This window comes from Muribaculum sp. (assembly GCF_029051885.1).
Taxonomy (GTDB): Bacteria; Bacteroidota; Bacteroidia; order Bacteroidales; family Muribaculaceae; genus Muribaculum.
Window position 1 is genome coordinate 1 of the sequence record NZ_JAIDKI010000244.1, and the last position, 22,762, is coordinate 22,762.

The 22,762-nt window shown below is 50.8% G+C and carries 26 protein-coding genes and 1 tRNA gene; 22 read left to right on the plus strand and 5 right to left on the minus strand.

Going from position 1 to position 22,762, the window contains the following annotated elements:
- The first annotated feature begins 349 nt into the window (after positions 1-349).
- The 8 genes from K2I50_RS10030 (at position 350) to K2I50_RS10065 (ending at position 7,405) form a co-directional block, all read left to right on the plus strand.
- Positions 350-1,570, plus strand: a complete 1,221-nt coding sequence (locus K2I50_RS10030) for a DUF418 domain-containing protein (protein WP_301026200.1) — start codon at positions 350-352, stop codon at positions 1,568-1,570.
- 217 nt (positions 1,571-1,787) lie between these two features.
- Positions 1,788-2,471, plus strand: coding sequence for a tetratricopeptide repeat protein (locus tag K2I50_RS10035; protein WP_301026202.1), 684 nt, complete (start codon positions 1,788-1,790; stop codon positions 2,469-2,471).
- An 88-nt stretch (positions 2,472-2,559) separates the two neighbouring features.
- Complete coding sequence (ribF, locus tag K2I50_RS10040; protein ID WP_301026203.1) at positions 2,560-3,516, plus strand: riboflavin biosynthesis protein RibF; 957 nt, start codon at positions 2,560-2,562, stop codon at positions 3,514-3,516.
- Entirely contained in the window at positions 3,513-3,965 is a 453-nt protein-coding gene (gene dtd / locus K2I50_RS10045; RefSeq protein WP_301026205.1) for a D-aminoacyl-tRNA deacylase, read from the plus strand. Before ribF ends, dtd begins: the two co-directional genes overlap by 4 nt.
- A gap of 65 nt (positions 3,966-4,030) precedes the next feature.
- The gene (locus K2I50_RS10050; protein WP_301026259.1) at positions 4,031-4,351 is read left to right on the plus strand and encodes a nucleotide pyrophosphohydrolase; all 321 of its coding nucleotides are present in this window, start codon (positions 4,031-4,033) and stop codon (positions 4,349-4,351) included.
- A 160-nt stretch (positions 4,352-4,511) separates the two neighbouring features.
- Positions 4,512-5,267, plus strand: coding sequence for a 4-hydroxy-tetrahydrodipicolinate reductase (locus K2I50_RS10055; protein ID WP_301026207.1), 756 nt, complete (start codon positions 4,512-4,514; stop codon positions 5,265-5,267).
- A 36-nt stretch (positions 5,268-5,303) separates the two neighbouring features.
- The gene (gene lepB / locus K2I50_RS10060) at positions 5,304-6,767 is read left to right on the plus strand and encodes a signal peptidase I (protein WP_301026208.1); all 1,464 of its coding nucleotides are present in this window, start codon (positions 5,304-5,306) and stop codon (positions 6,765-6,767) included.
- A complete protein-coding gene (locus tag K2I50_RS10065) occupies positions 6,764-7,405 on the plus strand; it encodes a WbqC family protein (protein WP_301026210.1) in 642 nt (213 codons plus the stop codon). The genes lepB and K2I50_RS10065 overlap by 4 nt, the downstream gene beginning before the upstream one ends.
- Positions 7,406-7,408: 3 nt before the next feature.
- Here the strand turns inward: K2I50_RS10065 and K2I50_RS10070 are convergent, their stop codons facing one another.
- Complete coding sequence (locus K2I50_RS10070; protein ID WP_301026212.1) at positions 7,409-8,956, minus strand: mechanosensitive ion channel family protein; 1,548 nt, start codon at positions 8,954-8,956, stop codon at positions 7,409-7,411.
- 157 nt (positions 8,957-9,113) lie between these two features.
- Between K2I50_RS10070 and K2I50_RS10075 the strand changes: the two genes are divergently transcribed.
- The 14 genes from K2I50_RS10075 (at position 9,114) to K2I50_RS10140 (ending at position 18,790) form a co-directional block, all read left to right on the plus strand.
- Complete coding sequence (locus K2I50_RS10075; protein WP_301026213.1) at positions 9,114-9,611, plus strand: hypothetical protein; 498 nt, start codon at positions 9,114-9,116, stop codon at positions 9,609-9,611.
- Between the two features lie 87 nt (positions 9,612-9,698).
- On the plus strand, positions 9,699-10,865 hold the full coding sequence (gene uxuA, locus K2I50_RS10080; RefSeq protein WP_301026215.1) for a mannonate dehydratase: 1,167 nt from the start codon (positions 9,699-9,701) through the stop codon (positions 10,863-10,865).
- Entirely contained in the window at positions 10,862-11,692 is an 831-nt protein-coding gene (locus K2I50_RS10085) for an SDR family oxidoreductase (protein ID WP_301026217.1), read from the plus strand. Before uxuA ends, K2I50_RS10085 begins: the two co-directional genes overlap by 4 nt.
- Positions 11,693-11,855: 163 nt before the next feature.
- Positions 11,856-11,929 (plus strand) — tRNA-Pro (locus K2I50_RS10090).
- 75 nt (positions 11,930-12,004) lie between these two features.
- Complete coding sequence (locus K2I50_RS10095; protein WP_301026219.1) at positions 12,005-13,213, plus strand: glycosyltransferase; 1,209 nt, start codon at positions 12,005-12,007, stop codon at positions 13,211-13,213.
- Positions 13,214-13,242: 29 nt separating this feature from the next.
- Positions 13,243-13,854: a riboflavin synthase gene (locus tag K2I50_RS10100; protein ID WP_301026221.1), complete on the plus strand. Its 612-nt coding sequence runs from the start codon at positions 13,243-13,245 to the stop codon at positions 13,852-13,854.
- 11 nt (positions 13,855-13,865) lie between these two features.
- The gene (locus tag K2I50_RS10105; protein ID WP_301026223.1) at positions 13,866-14,456 is read left to right on the plus strand and encodes an LOG family protein; all 591 of its coding nucleotides are present in this window, start codon (positions 13,866-13,868) and stop codon (positions 14,454-14,456) included.
- A 7-nt stretch (positions 14,457-14,463) separates the two neighbouring features.
- Complete coding sequence (locus tag K2I50_RS10110; RefSeq protein ID WP_301026225.1) at positions 14,464-15,243, plus strand: DUF4271 domain-containing protein; 780 nt, start codon at positions 14,464-14,466, stop codon at positions 15,241-15,243.
- Positions 15,244-15,257: 14 nt separating this feature from the next.
- Positions 15,258-15,998 carry a uroporphyrinogen-III synthase gene (locus tag K2I50_RS10115; RefSeq protein ID WP_068961664.1) on the plus strand — a complete coding sequence of 247 codons (741 nt, stop codon included), beginning with the start codon at positions 15,258-15,260 and terminating at the stop codon, positions 15,996-15,998.
- A gap of 18 nt (positions 15,999-16,016) precedes the next feature.
- Positions 16,017-16,466: a ribonuclease P protein component gene (locus tag K2I50_RS10120; protein WP_301026227.1), complete on the plus strand. Its 450-nt coding sequence runs from the start codon at positions 16,017-16,019 to the stop codon at positions 16,464-16,466.
- Positions 16,467-16,491: 25 nt separating this feature from the next.
- Positions 16,492-16,716 carry a membrane protein insertion efficiency factor YidD gene (gene yidD / locus K2I50_RS10125; RefSeq protein ID WP_526022982.1) on the plus strand — a complete coding sequence of 75 codons (225 nt, stop codon included), beginning with the start codon at positions 16,492-16,494 and terminating at the stop codon, positions 16,714-16,716.
- A 20-nt stretch (positions 16,717-16,736) separates the two neighbouring features.
- Positions 16,737-17,327 carry a TatD family hydrolase gene (locus K2I50_RS10130; RefSeq protein WP_301026229.1) on the plus strand — a complete coding sequence of 197 codons (591 nt, stop codon included), beginning with the start codon at positions 16,737-16,739 and terminating at the stop codon, positions 17,325-17,327.
- Positions 17,328-17,360: 33 nt separating this feature from the next.
- Positions 17,361-18,254, plus strand: a complete 894-nt coding sequence (locus tag K2I50_RS10135; protein ID WP_301026231.1) for a DUF362 domain-containing protein — start codon at positions 17,361-17,363, stop codon at positions 18,252-18,254.
- Entirely contained in the window at positions 18,254-18,790 is a 537-nt protein-coding gene (locus K2I50_RS10140) for a P-loop nucleotide/nucleoside kinase family protein (RefSeq protein WP_301026233.1), read from the plus strand. Before K2I50_RS10135 ends, K2I50_RS10140 begins: the two co-directional genes overlap by 1 nt.
- Positions 18,791-18,884: 94 nt before the next feature.
- On the opposite strand, the gene K2I50_RS10145 is transcribed toward K2I50_RS10140, so the two are convergent.
- The 4 genes from K2I50_RS10145 to K2I50_RS10160 form a co-directional block, all read right to left on the minus strand.
- Positions 18,885-19,586, minus strand: a complete 702-nt coding sequence (locus K2I50_RS10145) for a porin family protein (RefSeq protein ID WP_301026234.1) — start codon at positions 19,584-19,586, stop codon at positions 18,885-18,887.
- A 37-nt stretch (positions 19,587-19,623) separates the two neighbouring features.
- On the minus strand, positions 19,624-20,631 hold the full coding sequence (locus tag K2I50_RS10150; protein WP_301026236.1) for a hypothetical protein: 1,008 nt from the start codon (positions 20,629-20,631) through the stop codon (positions 19,624-19,626).
- A gap of 223 nt (positions 20,632-20,854) precedes the next feature.
- Complete coding sequence (locus tag K2I50_RS10155; protein ID WP_301026237.1) at positions 20,855-21,412, minus strand: HDIG domain-containing metalloprotein; 558 nt, start codon at positions 21,410-21,412, stop codon at positions 20,855-20,857.
- Positions 21,413-21,422: 10 nt separating this feature from the next.
- Positions 21,423-22,478, minus strand: coding sequence for a branched-chain amino acid aminotransferase (locus K2I50_RS10160; protein WP_301026261.1), 1,056 nt, complete (start codon positions 22,476-22,478; stop codon positions 21,423-21,425).
- Positions 22,479-22,762: the final 284 nt, after the last annotated feature.

Consider the following 22,762-nt stretch of genomic DNA (forward strand, 5'->3'; position numbering starts at 1 on the left):
TCTTTGAGAATCGTCAATACGTTCATATTGTCTAATGTTTTTATAATGAACGTTTTGGCGATTCATTTGTATCTATAGCATTATTCCATCCGCTTAATTTTCAATTACTTCCGCGATTTTTACCGAATCATTGCTCTTAAGTAAGTCGTAAAAATTATTTTATATTTCCGGCGAGAGGATTTTTGATGGATTTTTCCTCGATGAGGAAGGAGTGTAGCGAGCTACATGACTGACGAAGAGAGGGAAAAGCTGCAAAAAGACTCCGCCTGAAATATAAAGTTTGAAAAGTATTCATATACGTAATAATTTTTACGACTTACTTAACATAAAAAGTGATAACTTTGAAGTCATGGAAATCAATACCGTAAACACAACCGCAATCAAACGTCACCCACGAGTTGACGTAGCCGATGTGCTCCGTGGATTCGCAGTGCTTGCAATCATCCTGCTCCACTCTATCGAGCATTTCAACTTTTACTCGTTTCCCGACACCGACGGACAGAGCGCATGGCTCACATTCGCCGACCGGTCAATATGGGACGGACTGTTTTTTACTTTCGGGGGAAAGGCATATGCCATATTCGCCCTGCTGTTCGGATTCAGTTTCTTTATACAGCACGACAACCAGCGCATGCGCGGCTCCGACTTCCGTCTGCGGTTCTGCTGGCGACTGATTCTTCTGCTGCTCATCGGTCAGCTCAACGCTGCGTTTTTCACCGCCGAGGTACTGGTGATGTATGCACTTGTCGGATTCGTGCTTGTGGCTACCTGCCGGCTGTCCGACCGATGGATAATTGCACTGTCGGCCATATGCATGTTGCAGCCTGTGTGTCTGTGGCAGATAATGCGCGCGATATCCGATTCTGATTATACAATAACGGCAATCAACACCTCGGCTTTCTGGGGCGCCACATTCGCCGCTCAGAGCAACGCAGGCTTTCTCGAGACAGTAAGGGTCAACCTCTGGGAGGGTCAACTGGCCTCGCTCGCATGGGCATGGGATCACGGACGCATATTCCAGACTGCCGGACTTTTCATGACAGGCATGCTCATAGGCCGACGCGGACTGTTTGGACGCGAGGCTCTTCCATTATGGCGCCGTGCACTTGCCGTAGCGCTGATATGCTTCTTTCCGCTGCGCGGACTCAATGCCATGGTACCCGACTACATCGTACGTCCCGACATTCTGAAACCATTGGGCATAATTCTGTCCTCGCTTGCCAATCTCAGCTTCATGGTAATCCTCGTGAGCGGCATCCTACAGGCATACTATTGTACCTCAAGGCTCAGCCGTATGCTCGCCGGACTGATACCCTACGGACGCATGAGCATGACCAACTATGTGACACAAGGTATCATCGGCTCGGCTCTTTTCTACCATTGGGGCCTTTATCTGCAAGTGGGCATTACCGGCAGCCTCCTCATCGGAATAGCCATATTCGCCCTGCAATACACAGTATGCCTGATATGGGTACGCAGCCACTCACACGGTCCGCTCGAATACCTGTGGAAACGCGCTACATGGATTGAATTCCCGTTCCGCTCCACTCCGGCACCACGTACGGCATAACTACAGGATTCTTTTTAAGAGCCGGTGAGACAATAAATGAATGAAGTATTTGCGGGAAAAGGGATTTTAAGTTATCTTTGCGCGATAATGTGGCTTAGAGGCTCATAATGGGCCTGAAAGCCTATGTTTTCCCGCTGATACGAGCCGGATTTCCTGCACGACACAGCTGAAGAAACATACATCATCAATCAAGGAAACAATAAAAATTTACAATAAAATGGCTGAAAAAGACCAAAACAATCCCCAACCCACAGCCCTTGACGAAGTAAACCGCAACAATCAGGAGCTGACAGATAAAGTAACTCTTAGTCAGAAGTACATCATGTGGGGCATGATTGCCCTCTCGGCTATTGCCGTAATCGTGCTCGTATATATCTTTGCCGTGCGCAACCCCGGCATAAAGAGCGCCGACGAGGCTGTCGGACAAGCCGACTTCACCCTCGCGCAGGGCAACGACTCGCTCGCTCTGGCACAATACCAGCAGGTTGCCAACGAATATGGCTACGACGCAGGCAACCGCGCCACACTCATGGCCGCCACACTCCTTTTCCAAAAGGGCGAATATCAGCAGGCTCTTGACCAGCTGAAAAACTATGATGCCCAGGAAGCTATCGTAGGCGCTGCCGCATACTCGCTCGAAGGTGACTGCTACGTCAACCTTCAGAAATATCCCGAAGCCATCAAGGCTTACGACAAAGCAATCTCGCAGAGCGACGACAACCAGCTCTACACACCCCTCTTCATGCTCAAGAAAGCAACAGTGCTCCGCGAGCAGAAAGACTACAAGGCCGAGCTCAAGGTACTTGAGGCCATCAAAGCCAAGTATCCCAACTATGGCAATGCCTACCGTCTCGACATCGACAAATATATAGCCCGCGCCAAATATCAGGCCGGCGAATAAGCCTCATCCATAAATAACACGGCGCGGGTGTGTCATAACCAAAGTAATGACACACCCGCACTGCATTTCTCAGAACCTCCTGACCAAAATGCTCATAACCGCACAATATGACCACACACACCGTCGGATGGCCACAATCGGCACATTCGACGGTGTTCATCTTGGCCACAGGGCTCTCTTGTCGCAACTGATATCGGAAGCCCGTAAGGCCGGACTCATACCTGCGGCTGTGACTTTCACAGCCCACCCTCGACGGAAAATCACCCCTGCGGAAGCCCCGATGATGCTAATGTCGCCACAACAACGGGCCGAGGCTATTATGTCGGCCGGAGTAGACGACGTGATTCTGCTCGATTTCGACGAGAAGATGCGCCATATGTCGGCACGCGAGTTTCTCGAGCTGCTACACACACACTACGATGTAGATGCGCTGCTGATGGGTTTCAACAACTCGTTCGGACACGACCGGCCAAAGGGGCTCGACGCCTACCGGGCTATCGGAGAAGAGACGGGAATCAGGATTATCGGCGCCGCAGAGCTGACAGTAGAGGGCTGTTGCAGAGTATGCTCGTCGGAGGCTCGCGAGATGCTGCTGCAAGCACGCCCCGACGAGGCGGCCCGTCTGTTGGGAGCACCATACCGGATTATCGGACGTGTGGTCCACGGAAAGGAACTCGGGCGAACAATCGGATTTCCCACTGCCAACATCAAGCCGCTCGCTACAGAATGCCTCATACCGGCCAACGGTGTCTATGCCGCAGCTGTGACACTCGCCGACGGCACAACCTATCCCGCAATGCTCAATATCGGCCACCGTCCGAGTGTGGACACTCCCCTTGCGCCGGTTTCTATCGAAGCACATATACTGGGATTCGACGGCGACATATACGGCACCACAGTAGCAGTCGACTTCCTGCACTACATGCGCCGCGAACGCAAATTTCCGTCGATTGAGGCACTGCGCCGACAGCTTGTAGACGATGCCGCCGCTGTGCTGGAGATTTCTGAATTAAAGGATATGATTACCCCAACCTGCCGCATATGAGAATTGTAATACAGCGCGTAAAACGTGCATCCGTTACCATCGAAGGGACGGTCCACTCATCTATAGGCGCCGGCCTTATGGTACTTGTAGGTGTCGAGAAAGAGGATACCCGCGACGACGCCATATGGCTCGCATCCAAGACTGCCGGCCTGCGCATATTCAACGATGCCGACGGCATAATGAACCGCTCAATCGCCGAGAGCGGAGGCGAAATACTTGCAGTAAGCCAGTTTACACTTACTGCCTCAACCCGTAAGGGCAACCGCCCGAGCTACATACGCGCCGCCGGCCACGATACGGCTGTTCCTCTATACGAACTTTACTGCGAAGAGACAACACGCCTGCTCGGACGCCCTACCCTACGTGGAGTATTCGGCGCCGACATGCAGGTAGAGCTCATCAACGACGGTCCTGTAACCATCATCATAGACTCAAAACTGAAAGAATAATGTCCGACAACAACAATACACATCCCATCGGCAACGGTACGGAAGATACTCCTCCGACCGAAGAAATTACCCTGCGCGGACTCCAGGAGCAGGTAGACAAGTGGATTACCGGCATAGGCGTACGCTATTTCTCTCCGCTGACCAATATGGCTGTCCTCACCGAAGAAGTAGGCGAAGTAGCCCGCATAATGGCACGCCGTTACGGCGACCAGTCGTTCAAGCCGGGTGAGAATCCCGACGCACTTGCCGACGAGCTTGCCGATGTGCTATGGGTGGTGGCCGCAATCGCCAATCAGACCGGAGTAGACCTCACCGATGCGTTTGCCCGCAACATCGCCAAAAAGACAGCCCGCGACCTTCACCGCCACGAACATCTGGCAGAATAGTTGTATCTATCTCCCGGCAGATTGTTATATTGTTATAAAGTATCAAAATATAGTAAGCATTTATCAGCAATTTGCATATGCTGATGAATTTGAGTATTTTTGTACGGCTTCCGCATGCAATCTCCATTTCTGCGGGACAAACTACAAATACACCATATAAATGAAGATAGCACTTATAGGATACGGCAAAATGGGCCGTGCCATTGAAAAAATAGCCATCGAAAGAGGCCATGAGATTGTGTGCCGCATCGATGCCGACAACCAGGATGATTTCGAATCGCCGGAATTCGCAAAGGCCGATGTTGCCATTGAATTCACCACGCCCGCTACAGCTGTGGCCAACTATCGGCGAGCTTTCTCCAAGGGAGTACCTGTTGTATCAGGCACTACCGGCTGGGGCGCTCAGATGCCGGAGATAAAGCAGATATGTGACAACGGAGAGGGAACTCTGTTCTGGACCTCCAATTTTTCACTTGGTGTAAACATATTCTTCGCCGTCAACAAGTATCTCGCATCTATCATGGAGGGATTCCCCCAATACACCCCTTCGATGGAGGAGATACACCACATACACAAACTTGACCACCCGAGCGGCACGGCAATCACTCTGGCCGAAGGTATCATCGCCTCCGACTCACGCATCAAAGGCTGGACCGAAGAGCCCTCGCAGGCCTCCGAAAGCGCTATGCACATAGCCCACAGACGCGAAGGAGAGGTGCCCGGCACACACATAATCCGCTGGGACAGTCCGGTAGACACAATAACCATCGAGCACCGCGCCCATTCGCGTGAAGGGTTTGCCCTGGGTGCCGTAATAGCCGCCGAGTGGACCAAAGGACGCCGCGGATGGCTCACAATGGACGAGATGATGCACTCGCTTATAGCCCGTCCCGCCCTGCTCGACTTAGTAAAATAATACACAGACAATCCACATCCATCCCCCGAAACACAAATGGCCGACAACAATACCGCAGCAAAGCGCTCCTTCGGCGAAGACCTTCGCGAACGCATAAGCGCCACCCGTACAACCCGCTGGATACGATTCGCCATCGTAGCCATCATATTCATAGCCTGGACCGCATGGCTCGGAAGCTGGTGGGTGCTGATATTCCTTCCGCTGCTGTTTGACATATATATCACCGGATTCATACCGTTCACATGGTGGAAGAAAAGCAAGTCGGCAGCTGTACGCACCGTCATGAGCTGGGTCGATGCCATAGTATATGCCCTCATTCTTGTATACTTCATATTCACTTTCGTAGGGCAAAACTATGCGATACCCTCCTCGTCGCTTGAGAAGACCCTGCTTGTAGGCGATTATCTTTGGGTCAACAAAATGGCCTACGGACCCAGAGTGCCGATGACTCCTGTACATTTCCCGCTGGTACAGAACCGCATGCCGATAATCGACACAAAAAGCTATACTGAATGGCCATCGTGGAAGTATCGCCGCCTTAAAGGTCTCGGACAGGTAGAAAGAGGCGATATCGTGGTATTCAACTTTCCCAAGGGCGATACAGTCACCACAAAATTCATGGAATCGGCCCAGACCTACTACGACCTTGTGGCTCAGTACGGACGCAATGCGGTAAATAACAACAAAGAGGTATTCGGCGATGTAATCTACATACCCGTCGACCGCCGTCAGAACTATGTGAAACGCGCAATCGGCCTCCCCGGCGAACGCCTCAAGATAGTCAATGACACCATATATATAAACGGCGAGCCGCTTGACGACCCTCAATATGTACAGTACAACTATCTCTACCAGTTCCGCAATGGCGGCCTCACAGACAGCGACTGGGAAGAACTTGGTGTAAGCGCCGCCGACCGATATACAATGGAACTGTCGGCTGCCGACATGGCTGCGGTGGAGTTAAATGGATTCTATATCGCGCCCGACGGCAAGGTACCGCCTATATATGTATCGCCACTGACCAGGGAAATGGTCGATAAACTGAAGTCCAACCCCGACCTCGCCCGCATAATAAAGGCTCCGGCCTATCCCGTACGCCTTTTCCCGGAAAATATCGACCATGGCTGGACTGTAAGCGACTACGGAGAGATATGGATACCCAAGAAAGGGGCCTCAATACGCCTGGATGCCTCGACATGGCCTGTATACGAGCGTGTAATCCGCAATTATGAAGGTCATACCGACTCGTATCTAAAAGACAACACGGTATATATCGACGGAAAACCGGCCGATACCTATACTTTCGCCATGGACTATTATTTCATGATGGGCGACAACCGCGACAACTCTTCCGATTCGCGCTTCTGGGGTTTCGTGCCCGAGGACCACATCGTGGGCAAGCCTTGGAGAGTACTCGTATCATTTGACAAGGACAAAGGCTTGTTTGACGGCAAGATACGATGGAACAGAATATTCCGCACAGCCAATCCCGACAAGTGAATAAGCCCGCATACTCCCCATTGGTGATATACCCCGAGCGCACGGCAATCGTGGCGCCTGCCTATTGCGGCAGTGTGGCCATGTATGCCGCAATGGCGCGATACGGACATGTCGTAATCGACGCATCGGCAAAATACAACAAGCGAGAGAAGTCGCTCCACCGTTGCACGATTGAAGGCCCCAACGGCATACAGCGCCTTACCGTGCCTTTACAGAAACCACAGGAATGGCACTCGACACGCATAGCCGACGTCATGGTCAGCACTCACGGCGACTGGTGGCACGTACACTGGGGGGCGATTGAGGCCGCATATGGACGCACGCCTTTCTTTGAATATTATGCGGACGATTTGCGCCCATGGTTCAACGGCGAGGTAGAGCGGCTGGTCGACCTCGACATGGGCATACACAGGTTCTGCCTGGATGCTCTCGGCATCGACTCTCGAAATCATGTCCTCATAGAGAATCGCGACAGCCTTCCATCCGAGGCCATATGTCTCGGAAATCCTACGGACAGTATGCCGCCATATTACCAGTTGTGGGCAAGGCGGTTCGGCTTTACCGACGGATTGTCGGTACTCGATCTTATATTCAATCTTGGTCCGGAGTCGGCGCTATATATGCGCGGCGATCTGTAACGGTCACCCCTTGTCAGAGGATGTGGTGGCGCCTTGTGCATCATCCGCCGACGCACGCTCTCCGGATACCCCCTCGGAATACACGATACCCGGCATGACGGGAGTCTCTCCGGTAGTCTTCGGAATATCTGAAGGATAGACCGTAACTGTCGAGAATGTATAGCCGGGGTCGCCCGATGTGTTGGGGGGCACCATGAAATTAGTTGTCGGATTATATGGAAGTGACGAAAGCGGTCTGTCGCCATAGTAAGGCATCGCCTTAGGATTGGGATTGGCGATATTGACCACGTCGCGCCCTGTAGGCGAACTGTAGGCCGACAGACCGAATACCGGCGCCGCGGCAATGATATGTTCGAAAATATCGCTTGATATGCCTTCGTATTTTACCCAGTCGACAGTGTTGAGATAGCAGAACAGCTGCAAAGGTATACCCTGGGCCGTATGCTCAAGCAGACGTACCATACATATCGGACCGCCCTGGGCCACCCATGGATGATGGCTCACATACAGACCTATGTATGCCCGGAAAAGACCGAGATTCGTGTCAAGCGAACCGTTTACAGGCACTCCGTCGCCGACTACTGCCGTGGGCTTGCCTTCTGCTGCAAGTTTCTGCATCTCGGCTATATACTCGCTCATATACGGCATCTTGCGACATTCTTCTATAAGCTCCGGAGTGGCAGGGCCCACAGAGGTCACATCAATGTATACTGAGCGTTCAATCTGTCGGCGTCCGCGTTTCTGCATCTGAGTCCAGTTCTGAAACCCGTCCTGGACCAGGGTGTACGGAGGCATAGTGACTGTGGTATTGTCCCAGTTGCGTATCTTCACGGCGGTGAGCGACACATCGGTCACTATACCGTTGGCTATGGTCTTAGGCACGGCTATCCAGTCGCCGACATGGAGCATATCGTTGGTCGACAGTTGTATGCCGGCTACAAATCCGAGTATAGAGTCACGGAATATCAGCATCAGAGCAGCGGCAAACGCGCCGAGGCCGGTGAGAAGAGCCAGCGGCGACTTATCAAGGATTATCGACACTATGATTATTGCAATCACTATCCACACAAGCCCCTTGCCGACATTAAGGATACCCTTGAGCGGAAGATTCCTGGTATTGTCGTGCCGGTCGTAGGCCATCCATATTATTTCCAGCAGTGAGCATATAGACCATCCGAGCACCATCATAAAATAAATGATGACTATCGCCTCTATGCGTGCCAGAGTATGGGGATCAGTCTCGAAAGCCACCGGCACCAGCGCAAGAAACACAAGTGGAGGTATGATATGGCTCGTACGGCTCACTACCTTGAGCCTTACCATGTCCTCGATAAATGGCGACTTGTAGTGACTCATCCACTGGTTCACAAGCAGCACGGTTATCTTCCGCGCCATCCATCCCAGCAATATCGCCACACCAAGTATGACAATCGTATATATTATCTCTTCAATAGTGCTCGACTTCTCTATGCCGAGAGTCTCGAGCACAGAGTCGACACCAGACATCAGCCATCTGGCCAGCGAATGGGCGGGAATAAGATTTATCAGCATAACTGTGGACAGAGCAAGTTTATATTTTCATCCTGGTTTATTTTTAACAATCTCCTTTACAAATTAGTTCCATAAAATTTGTACCTTTGAAAAGGAAGCCGACCCGGCTTCAATACACAGCGACCATAGATTACAACAACAAGAACTACAAAAAGATATGCACACTTTACTGTGGATTGCCATAGGCACGACTGAAATATGTGTGATGCTGCTGATTGTAGCGGCAGCCATACTTGCAGCCGTCATACGCCCGGCAACAGCCTCGCCGGTCATGACATATCTATATGCCTGCGACATATCTTCCGCAATCGACGGCAATGAAGTATCCATACAGCCGGAGGTTAGTCTTGAAGTACTTGATGATATGAGGGTCGTAATATCGCGCAGCGGATTTGGCGCAACACTTACCGACACCGGAGCCGTAAGCATCGCTGTCAATGTAAAGGGAACCGACATTTCCATAGAAGAGCGCATAACTCCCGGAGGCGGATATCCGATTGATGAGCCTGCACAGGCCGTCGCTTACATCGACTGTCTGCGTCCGGCCGGGCGTCCGCTCCATATCCACTACCGCAGCCAGTCGCTCAGCCGTGAAGCGGCCATGTCGCTTGCCATAGTACCGGGAGTGGTCATGAAGCGTATTCTTGCCCAATAATCCCATTATTGTTATATTTGCAATCCGGAAGTCATCGCAGGAAAAATCCGGGATGACTCAACGGTTAAACGATTAATAGAAGAAGATATGGAAAAAACATGGCGATGGTTTGGCCCGAATGACCCCATCACTCTTGAAATGCTCCGTCAGATTGGAGTCGAGGGTATCGTAACAGCTCTCCACAATGTGCCTCTCGGCCAGGTATGGAGCCGCGAAGATATCCGTGAAATGCGCGAATTTATCGAAAGCCGCGGACTGCGATGGAGCGTTGTGGAGTCTCTGCCCGTTACCGAAACAATAAAATACGCCGGTCCTGACCGCGACCAACAGATAGAAATATATAAGGAGAGCCTGCGAAACCTAGGCAAGGAGGGAGTGCGCACAGTGTGCTACAACTTCATGCCCATACTTGACTGGGCGCGTACCGACCTGGAGTACCCCAATCCCGACGGCACCTCCAATCTATATTTCAACAACGCTGAATTTGCCTATTTCGACATAAATATACTGAAACGCGAGGGCGCCCGCAATGATTATCCCGCCGATGTAATCGCACGCATGGAGGATATGGGCACACTTACCCCCGAAAAGGAGCAACAGCTTATCGAAAATATCATAATCAAGACCCAGGGATTCGTAAGCGGTAACTTCTCGGAAAATGACTTCGACCCCGTAGGCAAGTTCCGCGACCTGCTGAAGCTCTATGAGGGCATAGACAAAGAGCAGCTGCGCGCCAACATGAAGTACTTCCTCGAAGCCATCATGCCCGTATGCGACGAATACGGCATAAACATGTGCGTACATCCCGACGACCCGCCAAAAGCTGTGCTCGGACTGCCGCGCATAGTGACATGTGATGAAGATATACGCTGGCTGCTTGATGCAGTACCCGACCGCCACAATGGCCTTACCTTCTGTGCAGGCTCACTTTCGGCCGGACGACACAACGATGTATGCACTCTGGCGGAAAAGTATGCCGACCGTACCCACTTCGCCCATTTCCGCATATGCCAGGTAATGCCCGACGGCGACTTCAAGGAATCATCACATCTCGATTCCCGCCTGATTGAAGTAATACGCACATTCAGCCGCATAAATCCCGATGTACCCATGCGAGTCGACCACGCACCACTCATGCTCGGCGACGAGAAGATGGGCTACAATGCCGGATATTCATTCCATGGACGCATGCTTGCCCTTGGTATGGTAAGCGGCATCATGGCAACAATCGAAACTGAAAATCAACAATCATGACAAATCTGTTTGACATAAAGGGCAACGTCACTGTAATCACAGGTGGCACAGGCGTGCTTGGCCGCGCCATCGCCCGATATCTCGCACTCAATGGCGCTTATGTGATAATTCTTGGCCGAAAAGAAAGTGTAGGAGCCGAAATTGTGGCCGATACCATGACAGCCATAGCCTCAGAAAATGCCACCGGGAGCATTGAGTTCATGAAAACCGATGTAATGGACCGCGAAGTCCTTGAAGATAATCTCAGACATATCATAGAGCGCTACGGACGTGTCGACACGCTGCTCAATGCCGCCGGAGGCAATATGCCCGGAGCCGTGATAAGTCCCGACAAGACTTTCTTTGATCTTGACCCGTCGCAATTCCAGCGAGTGCTCGACCTCAACCTTACCGGCACGGTAATTCCGACACAGGTATTCCTTAAGCCCATGGTAGAGCAGAGCAAAGGCGTAATCATCAACTTCTCGTCGATGGCCGCATTCCGTCCGCTGACGCGAGTATGCGGATATGCGGCGGCCAAGGCAGGCATATCCAACTTTACAGCTTATCTTGCCACCGAATGTGCAAAAAAATTCGGAGAAGGAATACGTGTCAATGCAATAGCTCCCGGATTTTTCATAACAGAGCAGAACCGCTCGCTCCTTACCAATCCCGACGGCAGCTATACAGAGCGTGGACTCGATGTAGTGCGCCAGACCCCATTCGGACGCATGGGAGAAGCTGAAGAGCTGTGTGGTACAATCCACTATCTCATGTCGGAAGCCTCGAGATTTGTAACCGGTACAGTAGCTGTAGTTGATGGCGGATTCAATGCCTTCGCTATGTAAGAGCCGGTTTTGACAATAAATGCATCTTTTGTCGGGAAGGTTAGTGTTTAATCATGGTACAAGATTATTTAAAAGGGAATGATGCTTGGAAATATTTTCGTGAGAAAATTTCTTCCAAAATTTTTAAACTCTCGACAAAAGATGCTAACTTTGCAAAACCTTTCGGGGCGTAGCGCAGTCCGGTAGCGCACCTGGTTTGGGACCAGGTGGTCGCAGGTTCGAATCCTGTCACCCCGACAGTCTTACAAAACGGTGCAATCTGTTGGATTGCACCGTTTTTGCATTTCGGTATTTTTCATTATTTTTGCGGCTATGAACGAGAGCAAAAGGCTGCCACGTGTACTGGTGGTAAACAAATTCTATTACCGCAGGGGGGGCGACTGCGTCTACACGCTCAATCTTGAGCGTATGCTCCGCAGCGCCGGCCATGAGGTCGCGGTGTTCGCGATGCGCTATCCGCTTAACGAAGCCGCCGACTGGGAGGATTATTTTCCATCCGAGGTGTCCTTCTCCGGCAGTCTGCCGCAGAAGTTTAAAGCCGTGCGCCGAATGTTCGGCTCCGACGATGTGGCAAGTTGTTTCACCGCTCTGCTCAATGATTTCCGGCCTGAGATAGTACATCTCAACAACATCCATTCATACCTGTCGCCCGTACTTGCCTCAATTGCCCATGCCCTCGGTATAAAGGTTGTGTGGACGCTCCACGACTACAAGTTGCTATGCCCGTCATACAGCAGGCTTGCAGGGGGAAAAGTATGCGACCGATGCCATTCGTCACGGTTCAAGACATGCGTGCTACATACCCGCTGCATGAAAGGCTCGGGGGCCGCAAGCATCCTGGCATGGCTTGAATCGCTACGCTGGCGCCGACATACATTAAGCCGCGATACCGACGCATTCATATGTCCAAGCGCATTCATGGCCCGCGAAATGGAACAGGGAAAATATCCTGTAGAGAAACTCCACACTCTCAACAACTTCATACCCGCCATACCGGAGCCACCATCAGGACAACGCGGAAAATACTACTGCTACGTCGGACGTCTGTCAGAAGAAAAAGGCGTGGAGACCCTGCTCGAAGCCGCCACAATGCTACAGCATGAGCTTCGTATCGCCGGTAGCGGACCTCTCTACGGCAAACTCAAAGCCAAATATGGCAGCTGGCCCCAGATAACCTTCCTCGGACAACTCGACAGCGACGGGGTGGCAAAACTGCTCGGAGAAGCCGCATGCTCGGTGCTCCCGTCGGAATGGTATGAAAACAATCCGCTGGGTATAATCGAGTCGCTATGCGCAGGCACCCCGGTAGTGGGCGCGGAAATCGGCGGCATACCCGAACTCATTGACGACAACAACGGTCTTACTTTCGCTCCAGGCGACACCAAAGCGCTGGCAGCTGCGATAGACGCCGCTGTGTACGGTCCATGGAATCATGAGCAGATACGCCGTGACGCTATCTCTCGATTTAACCCCGATACCTATTACTCACGTCTTCTCTCCATATATAAATCCATCCTATAAATTCACTCTCCAACTAAAAAATACAATATATGTTTTCCGGAATAGTAGAAGAAGCCGCCAAAGTTGTGGCGGTAAAACGCGACGGCGGCAATGTGCATCTTACACTCGAATGTTCATTTACCGACGAATTGCGTATCGACCAGTCGGTGTCGCACAATGGTGTGTGTCTCACAGTTGTCGCCCTTCCAGGCGACGGCACCTACACCGTTACAGCCATACAGGAAACTCTTGAACGCAGCAATCTCGGCGACCTCAAAGAAGGCGACCTTGTAAATGTGGAGCGCTCTATGATAATGAACGGACGCCTTGACGGACATATCGTACAGGGTCATGTTGACTGTACCGCCATATGCGACGAACTGCGCGAAGTCGAAGGCAGCACCTACTTCCGGTTTGCCTATAATGTGGCTCCGGAAATGGCTCGCCGCGGATATGTGACAGTAGAGAAAGGCTCGGTGACAGTAAACGGCGTCAGCCTTACTGTATGCAACTCTCAGATTGACTCTTTTGAGGTTGCCATCATACCATACACCATGGAGCATACCAATTTCTGCCGCATCAAGAAGGGCACCCGCGTAAATCTCGAATTCGACATAATAGGCAAATACCTCAGCCGACTGATGGAGGTACAGAACCAATGACATACAGCAATATGGCATCACCTAAAGGTATAGCGGTATACTGTGCATCATCCGACAGGCTGGCCAAGGCCTACTACGACTGCGCACGCGAGGTAGGACGACTGCTCGCGTTGCGCGGTGTGCCGGTAATCAACGGCGGCGGCCGCATGGGGCTGATGGCGGCTACAACCGAAGGCGCCGTAGAGGCCGGTGGCACCTCAATAGGCGTGTTGCCCTCGTTCATGCTCGACCGCGGCTGGAATCATCCTGCCCTCACCGAAACAATCCGCACCGCCGACATGCACGAGCGAAAACAGACCATGGCCCGCATGTCGCGCGGAGCAATAGCATTGCCCGGCGGTATAGGCACATTCGAGGAGATGTTTGAAATAATCACATGGCGTCAGCTCGAACTGTATACCGGCCCGATGGTGATATGCAACGTAATGGGATTCTACGATAAGTTGCTCGAATTTCTGGCTCATGTGGATGAAGAGCATTTCATGCGCCCCGGCGCCCCGGCCCGACTCTGGCGTGTGGCATCCTCTGCTGAAGAAGCTGTCGATATGGCCCTTGCTCCGGCCGATATAATCACCGACGACTATACAAAAGGAAAATTCTGACCCTACCATGCAGTTTCAGCAGCACTCCCATCCAGACGACGCACCCACCGAACTGTGGATAAGCGGGCTTACGCATGACAACGTAGGCTACACCACCGGACTCGACGCTACCGAGCGTCCGGAACTGCCGGGATACAACTCCGGGGTACTCTGCATGGTGATAGCGATGATGCTGCTTGTAATATTCAACGCCCGCCATTACGGACGCTTCTTCAAGCGCCTTGTAAAAAATGTGTGGAGTATCCGAGTACGCGCCAACCTGTTTGACGAACATACCGTCAACGAAACCCGCATAATGGTAGCCCTCATTGTCCAGGTATGTGTATGCGAGTCGCTGCTCGGAGTCACATGGATGACCAGCCACGGCTACACATTCACATCCGGCGGCCTGGCGGCTGCGGCAGCAATAGGCACACTCATCACAGGCATGTACTATGTAGCCCAGATTGTCGTATACCGTATCATAGGTTATGCATTCACATCACACCTGCTGAGCACACAGTGGCTTCAAGGCTTCAACTCGACACAGACTCTTCTGGGATTTGCCCTGCTCATCCCTACCCTGATATCGATTTTCTATCCGTCGGCCTCAGAAAGCCTACTTACAATATCGGCATGCCTGTACATACTGGCGCGGATAGTGTTTATCTGCAAAGGTTTTAGGATTTTTTACCACAATTTTTTCTCACTGACATATTTTATTTTGTACCTTTGCAGCGTGGAAATTATTCCTTTGATTTTAGTATACAGAGGGATATCTTCTATTTGTTGTAATTTTCTGAGTTAAAGTCTCCTAACATAGTGAAAGTAAAGAAAGTACTGGTGTCGCAGCCAAAGCCTGCCTCTGAAAAATCCCCTTATTACGAAATCGCGGAGAAATATGGTGTGGAAATCGAATTCCGTCCATTCATCAAGGTTGAGGGACTTACGGCGAAGGAATTTCGCCAGTCGCGCATAAATCTGTCAGACTTTACTGCAGTCATATTCACAGCCCGCACGGCTGTCGACCATTTCTTCCGTCTATGTGAAGAGATGCGTTACAGTGTACCCGACACACTGAAGTATTTCTGCACAACAGAGGCCATTGCCAATTATCTGCAAAAGTATATCGTATACCGCAAGCGCAAGATTTTCTTCGTGACTACCGGTAAACTCGACGACCTGTTGCCTTCGCTTCTCAAGCATAATAAAGAGCGCTATCTCTACGCAGTAAGCGATGTTCACAATGACGCAGCCAACATCCTCGACCGCAACAACATCAACTACACCAAGGCCGTGATGTACCGCACTGTGAGCAACGACTTCCAGCCAGGCGAGCCGTTTGACTACGATATGCTGCTCTTCTTCAGCCCAATGGGTATCGACTCCCTGCTGAAGAACTTCCCCGAATTCCATCAGAACGACATACAGATCGGCTGCTTCGGAGCCACAACCGCCCAGGCAGTACGCAATGCCGGCCTGCGTCTGGACATGGAAGCCCCCACACAGAAAGCACCATCAATGACCGCCGCTCTCGATGCGTTTCTGAAAGAGCACAACTAAACTATATCGGCCAGCGATATGGTAAATATATCACAGCATACTTTTCGGCTGTACAAGCGCGAGAAGCTCTGCTCGGACACAGCAATCGACCTGCTATTCTCCCGTCAGGGAGGAGGGCAGGCCGCGTTGTCTTTTCCCCTGCGCGTTGTATGGCGCCACAACCATGCTCGCAGTGGCGGAGCACAGTTTCTGATAAGCGTGCCTAAAAAACGCCTTCGTCATGCCGTAGACCGCGTTGCCATGCGTAGGCTCATCCGTGAGGCCTATCGTCTCAACCGACGTCATCTCGGCGAGGCAATCGACATGCCTGTCGACATCGCCTTCACCTATGTGGCCGACAAGCATACCGACCTCCGCAGAGTGACTAATGCAATGATAAAGAGCCTGCGACGCATTGCCAAATCAATGCTTCCCGACGGAGATGACTCCGCTACCGACAACAGCTCTCACGCTATGGCACAACAATAGCGAGCCACATCCGTCCCCGTACAGTATGATAAAGCGATTCATAGGCCGGCTGCTGATATTGCCAATACAGTTTTACCGCGCGGCCATCTCACCCCATTTTCCCCCGTCGTGCCGCTTCACCCCTACATGCAGCCAATATGCCATCGAGGCCATAAGCCGTCACGGACCACTGCGCGGCATGTGGCTCACACTTCGCCGCCTGTCAAGATGCCACCCATGGGGAGGGAGCGGATATGATCCGGTACCTTAAGAGGATTTCATAACAAAAGCATGTTTGACTTCCATACACACAATCCCGATGCCACCGACGCCATGATAAACGCAGAACCGGGATTCATACCTCGACAAGGAGCCATATACTCAGTAGGAATACATCCATGGAACTGCGCTGATGTAACCGACATGGAACTGCGACGGCTGGATGCCGACGCACACCTCGACTGCGTCAAGGCAATAGGCGAGACCGGTCTCGATAAACTTCGCGGCGCGACACTCGAGCGACAGACAGAACTGCTGATACACCACATAGCTCTCAGCGAAGAACTACGCAAACCCATTGTATTGCACATAGTAAAGGCATTTCCTGAAATTATAGCACTCAAGAATCGAATTAAGCCGACACAATCATGGATAATTCACGGCTTCAGAGGTAAACCTCAACAGGCTGCAGAGCTGTTGCGCCACGGATTCTACCTCTCATTAGGCGAACATTTCAATCAGGAATCAGCTAAAATCATACCCGCCGAAAGATTGCTGGCAGAGACCGATGACTCTGATATGGATATAACCGCCATTGCAGCCACGCTCCCTACCCTCGACCCGGCACTCCCTTCCAAGATTCTCAAATTAAAAATTTCATAGAAATTTAGTATATTTGCGTTTAATACAATCATCATGGAGAAAGAAAATCCCTCAAAAGTATATTTCTGTCCGCGCATCAATGCCGAAAATCTTGTAAAAATATATGAGGCTCTCGGGCGCGAGGCTACCGGACGTGTGGCCATAAAGCTATCGACCGGAGAAGCCGGCAATCCCAACCATCTCAGCACTGATGTCATCAAGCAGCTGGTACAGCTTACCAAAGGCACTATCGTGGAATGCAATACCGCCTACGAGGGACGCCGCAACACGGTAGCCGAACATATGCAGACAGCCGCCGAACATGGATTCACAGCCATAGCCGAAGTCGATATCATGGATGCAGAGGGCGATATCGAGCTTCCGGTAAGAAACGGACGGCACCTTGATAGGAACTATGTAGGAAAAAACTGGGAGAATTACGACTTCACCATAGTACTTTCGCACTTCAAAGGACATCCGATGGCAGGATTCGGAGGCGCGCTAAAAAATGTGGCCATCGGCATGGCATCGTCGCGTGGAAAAGCGTGGATACATACTGCCGGCGCTTCACTGGATGTGCCTGTCGACTGGGAGAACGTACCCCCGCAAAACGATTTCCTCGAATCCATGGCTGAAGCATGCGAATCTGTATTCGACCGGGCCGGAGACAGGATACTATACATAAATGTAGCCAACAACCTGTCGGTCGACTGCGACTGTGTGGCCGAACCCGAGACAATACATATGGAAGACATCGGCATACTCGCCTCGCTCGACCCTGTGGCGCTCGACCGCGCAAGCATCGACATGGTGTACAACTCGCCCGACCCCGGAAAATCCCACCTCATCGAACGTATCGAGTCGCGTTGCGGCACACATTTACTCGACTATGCCGAGCAGATGGGCCTTGGCTCGCAGAAATATGTAATCGAGAATATCGAGTCCTGATGCACGACGAGGTCTTAAAAAAAGTACATGACGCCCGAGTCGTGATTATGTGCGGAGTGAGCGGTTCAGGAAAAACGTTTTTCTCCCGCAGGCTTGAGCAGTTGGGATTCCGCCGTATTTCATCCGACGGCATCGTATGGGACAAATATGGCAGCGAGTTCATGCACTTCCCGCCCTCACGTCAGAAGGAAATATTCATGTCGGCGCAACACGACCTGGCCGAACAGATGGTATCGCTTATTGACGCGGGAGATAAAGTGGTTGTCGACTCCACCATGTGCCGCCGCTCAAAACGCAATCACATGCGTGCTCTATGCCTCAGCAAGGGTATAAACCCAGCCATAGTATATATGTCAGCGCCGCTGCATATACTCCAAGAGAGGCTATCGAATCGCAAGGACACAGGTCCCGACGACCAGAGGGTAGATGACGATAATCTCAAGCAATACTATACAAACTTCGAGACACCATCTGCTGATGAAAATGCCTTTGTTTGCTCTCCCATCATACATGACCAAAGTAAGCTGACAAATTAATAAAACACTATACGCCGTACCATCGCAATTGATGATACGGCGTATATGTTTATAGACAAGTACCTTATTTACAGAGAGAGCTCTCTGTCATGAATCAGAAGTTGTAGCCCAGCGAGATGTTGAAGTTGCTGTTCTTGATTGAGGCTTTGCCCCACTGCTCCTTGTCGGCGATGTTTACAAGGCCAAACTGATAGTTCATGCCAAGATACACCTTGTGGAAAGTATAGCCGAGACCTACGCCCAGACCGAAATCAATGCGCTTGAAACCGCCCTTAGAGTCCTCATCGTCCTCATCAGCTACACCGAACATATCCATATCGTATTTTTCATCGCCATCCTCAAATTTCATCTTGCCGTTTACACCATAAGCGAAGTAAGGACCGAAGTTGACCTGAAGCTGCGACTCCTCGGCAAAGTTGAGACGATAAGAAGCATACACAGGAAGTTCAAGGTAGCCGGCAGTCATAGTGAGCTTATCGGTGTATCCTTCTTCACTTGAATCCTCTTTGGCGCCCTTCACGGTATAGAACAGACCTGTGTTGATGTAGAAAGAGCGTACAATCGGGAACTCTACAGCGAGACCGGCGCTGAATCCAACTTTTGTTGAAAGATTGGAATCATCAAGTTTATCGAGAGAGTAATTAGAGAAATTCAGACCTACACGCGGACCGATTACAATGCTCTGTTCAACTTCGTCAGTGTCCCAGAATGAAAATTCAGACGAGTCAGAAGCACGCTGTGCCGACAGGCCAAGGGCCGATACCACTGCCAGAGCAGTCAAAAATAATTTTTTCATTGCAAAATTAAATTATAGTGAATAACCTTAGTGTTTATCAAAGATCGAATGACATTTTCCACACATTGAATATGCGGTTGGCCGAACCACGCTGAGAAAGAAAATATATTTCCTTTCCGTCGGGCGACCATATGGCCGACATATCGTTGCCGGGATGATAAGTAAGCTGTGTGAGATTTGTGCCGTCTGTACGCACTACAAAGATATCGGTATTGATTGCTTTCTCCTTTTCTGAAACACTTGTCCCGGTCACCAGAAGCCATTTGCCATCAGGCGACAGCTGCGGAGTGGTGAAACTGCGTCCGGGCTGCGACAGGATTATCTCCTCCACACCGGTTTCAAAATTGATGCGCCATATCTCACTCTCCTTCTGGTCGGTAAAACGCGCGCAGTATATTTCATTAGCCTTTCCCGGAATCATCACAGGTGTCATGCCGCGCGAATAGTTGGAAAACAGATTGGTCTTGCGGTCGTAGCTCCATATGCTGTACGACTGAAGACCCTCCCCGCGATGGAAGAAAATAGTATTACCGTCGCGTGAGATAACACCTCCGTAGTCATTGTCATTACCTCCTGAAATCTGCTTTACAACCGAACCCTGCTCGGCATTTACAAGATATATGCCATGGTGGCCGTTGCGTACTTCCGTGAAACACAGCGTGCTACCGTCAGGACTCCAGCTGAAATCCTCTACGGCAGTACGAAACGTGCGCTGCACGCTTGCACCACCCTTCTTGGCACTCTTCACCATGATATTCTGAGTACCGTTCTTGAGATTGATATAAGCTATCTTCTGCCCGTCGGGCGATATGGCTATCTGCGGATTTACCCACCAGTCTACTCCCGAGGCTTTCTTCTTTCCGAATATGCCGCTTCGGTTGTTTACAGTGTACAACACACAATCGGCATCGTCGGTAATACGCTCAAAATTAACACCTCCCTCTTCAGGAACATTTACTACAGAGTAGTCAAACTTTATCTTTTTAGCCTCAGCGTTCAGTGCCAGAAGCGAAACTGTAAGGATGGCTGCGAAAATTTTATTCATTGAAATGTTGTAAATAATGAACTGGTTTATAGAATTGTAAAACAGTTACAAATTTACACATTTATTAACCAATTACCCCCCCCAATTGTTAATAATTATTAAAACGATTATTTTCTAATGTTAATCCCTTCCCCAAATGTAAGCAATTGCGGTATAATGCGTAGGCATTATACCGCAATTAAGCGCTCTATATATTATACTCTATATATTATATATGTGTAGGCTATACGTAGCCGAACATGCGGTGCATGGCATCGAACCGCATCAGCGAGTCGCCACCGTGGCGCGCCAGTGCGGCACGCGCTTTAGCTACAGTACGCTTCTCCATAGCTCCCGACTTGGAATAGAATTTGTCGGCATAGCATACGAGTTTCTCAAGTATTGACTCGGGCATATAGTCGCATGCCGGAAGGGGCAACTGCTGCTGTACTATGTCTTCTGCTGTAAGTCCGGTGCCTGTATGGGTTTCGGCCACCCGTACCCACTCCTCGGGAGCACCCTCTTCGCGCAGTATTCCGGCTCCGATAATACCGTGGCGTATATAAGGCTCCTCGCCGAAACAATGTATTCCGGGAGCTTTAGTGCGGCATATGCCTATATCGTGGAGCATCGCCGCTCCGCGCACCATATCGGCGTCGAGGCCAAGCCGGGCCGACTCGTTGAGAGCCACAGCCATGTCAGCTACCTGGCATGCATGCTTCATATATATTTCCCGCATCAGGGGGTCGGCACCTGATGCGGGATAATATTTGTCGATTATGGCTTGATAGTCAGTAGTCATTCAATAACAATCAGTCAATAATGGTATTCCAGCCATGTACATCGGGCTCTTCACCGAGCTGTATGGCGCGGAGACGATTGTAGAGAGCTGTTGTGACAGGACCGGGCTGTCCGTCCTTGCTTACCACATATTTCACACCTGTATCGAGGTCGTCGATTTCAGCTACAGGCGATGCTACGGCGGCAGTTCCACAGGCGGCAGCTTCATCGATTTCAGCGAGTTCTTCGATAGGTATATGGCGTGCCTCTACCTCTATGCCCATGTCGCGCGCGAGCTGCATGAGGCTCTTGTTGGTAATAGACGGAAGAATAGACTCCGAAGCGGGAGTGATGTACTTGCCGCCCTTTATGGCGAAGAAGTTGGCGGGACCACACTCGTCGAGATATTTCTTTTCTTTCGGATCAAGATAAAGCACCGCACTGTATCCGAGCGAATGGGCTTTTTCACCAGCCTCAAGACTGGCTGCATAGTTTCCGCCTACCTTCCAGCGTCCGGTTCCCTTCGGGGCAACGCGGTCAAACTCACGCATGATACATATATTGGTAGGTTTGAAACCTTCCTTGAAGTAAGGGCCTACGGGAGTTACGAGTATTATGAACATATATTCCCTTGCAGGCTTCACCCCAACCTGTGCCGAGATACCTATCTCAAGCGGACGGATATAAAGCGATGCACCGCTGCCATACGGGGGTACAAAGCGCTCGTTAAGTTTCACCACCTTCTTAACCATTTCGGTGAAAAGCTCGACGGGCACCGGCTCCATCATGATTCCTTTTGCCGACTCGATAATACGGCGGGCGTTCTCTTCGAGACGGAACACACGTATCTTTCCGTCTTTGCCGCGGAAAGCCTTCAGACCCTCAAAGATTTCCTGTCCGTAGTGGAGGCAGGTAGCTGCAATATGGAGATCGATGGTCTCCGACTGAGATACCTCTATATCGCCCCATTTTCCGTCGCGGAAGCAGCAACGTACGTTGCAATCGGTAGGAATATAGCCAAATGAAAGATGGCTCCAGTCTAATTCTTTATCCATAACTCTTTTATGTTTTAGAGCCGGTGAGACAATAAATGTTAATTGCAGTGCCGAGGCGATGCTGACTCTTATTATCCGTGCGGCTTGTTGTTACACGTGTTGTGAAATTCTTTCGATCTCCAAGGCCGTCCGAGGTTGTAAAAAGTTTCCTCCTTATTGTCGAAACGGCTCTTATCAACCGCAGACATCCTCCACAGTTGAATCAATTACTTTCTACCGCGAATTTACAAAAATATTTCACTTGTCACCCTTTATCAAACTATTTTATTTTATCATTATGTATCAAAATTGGCGAATAGAGATAAAATCGTTAATTT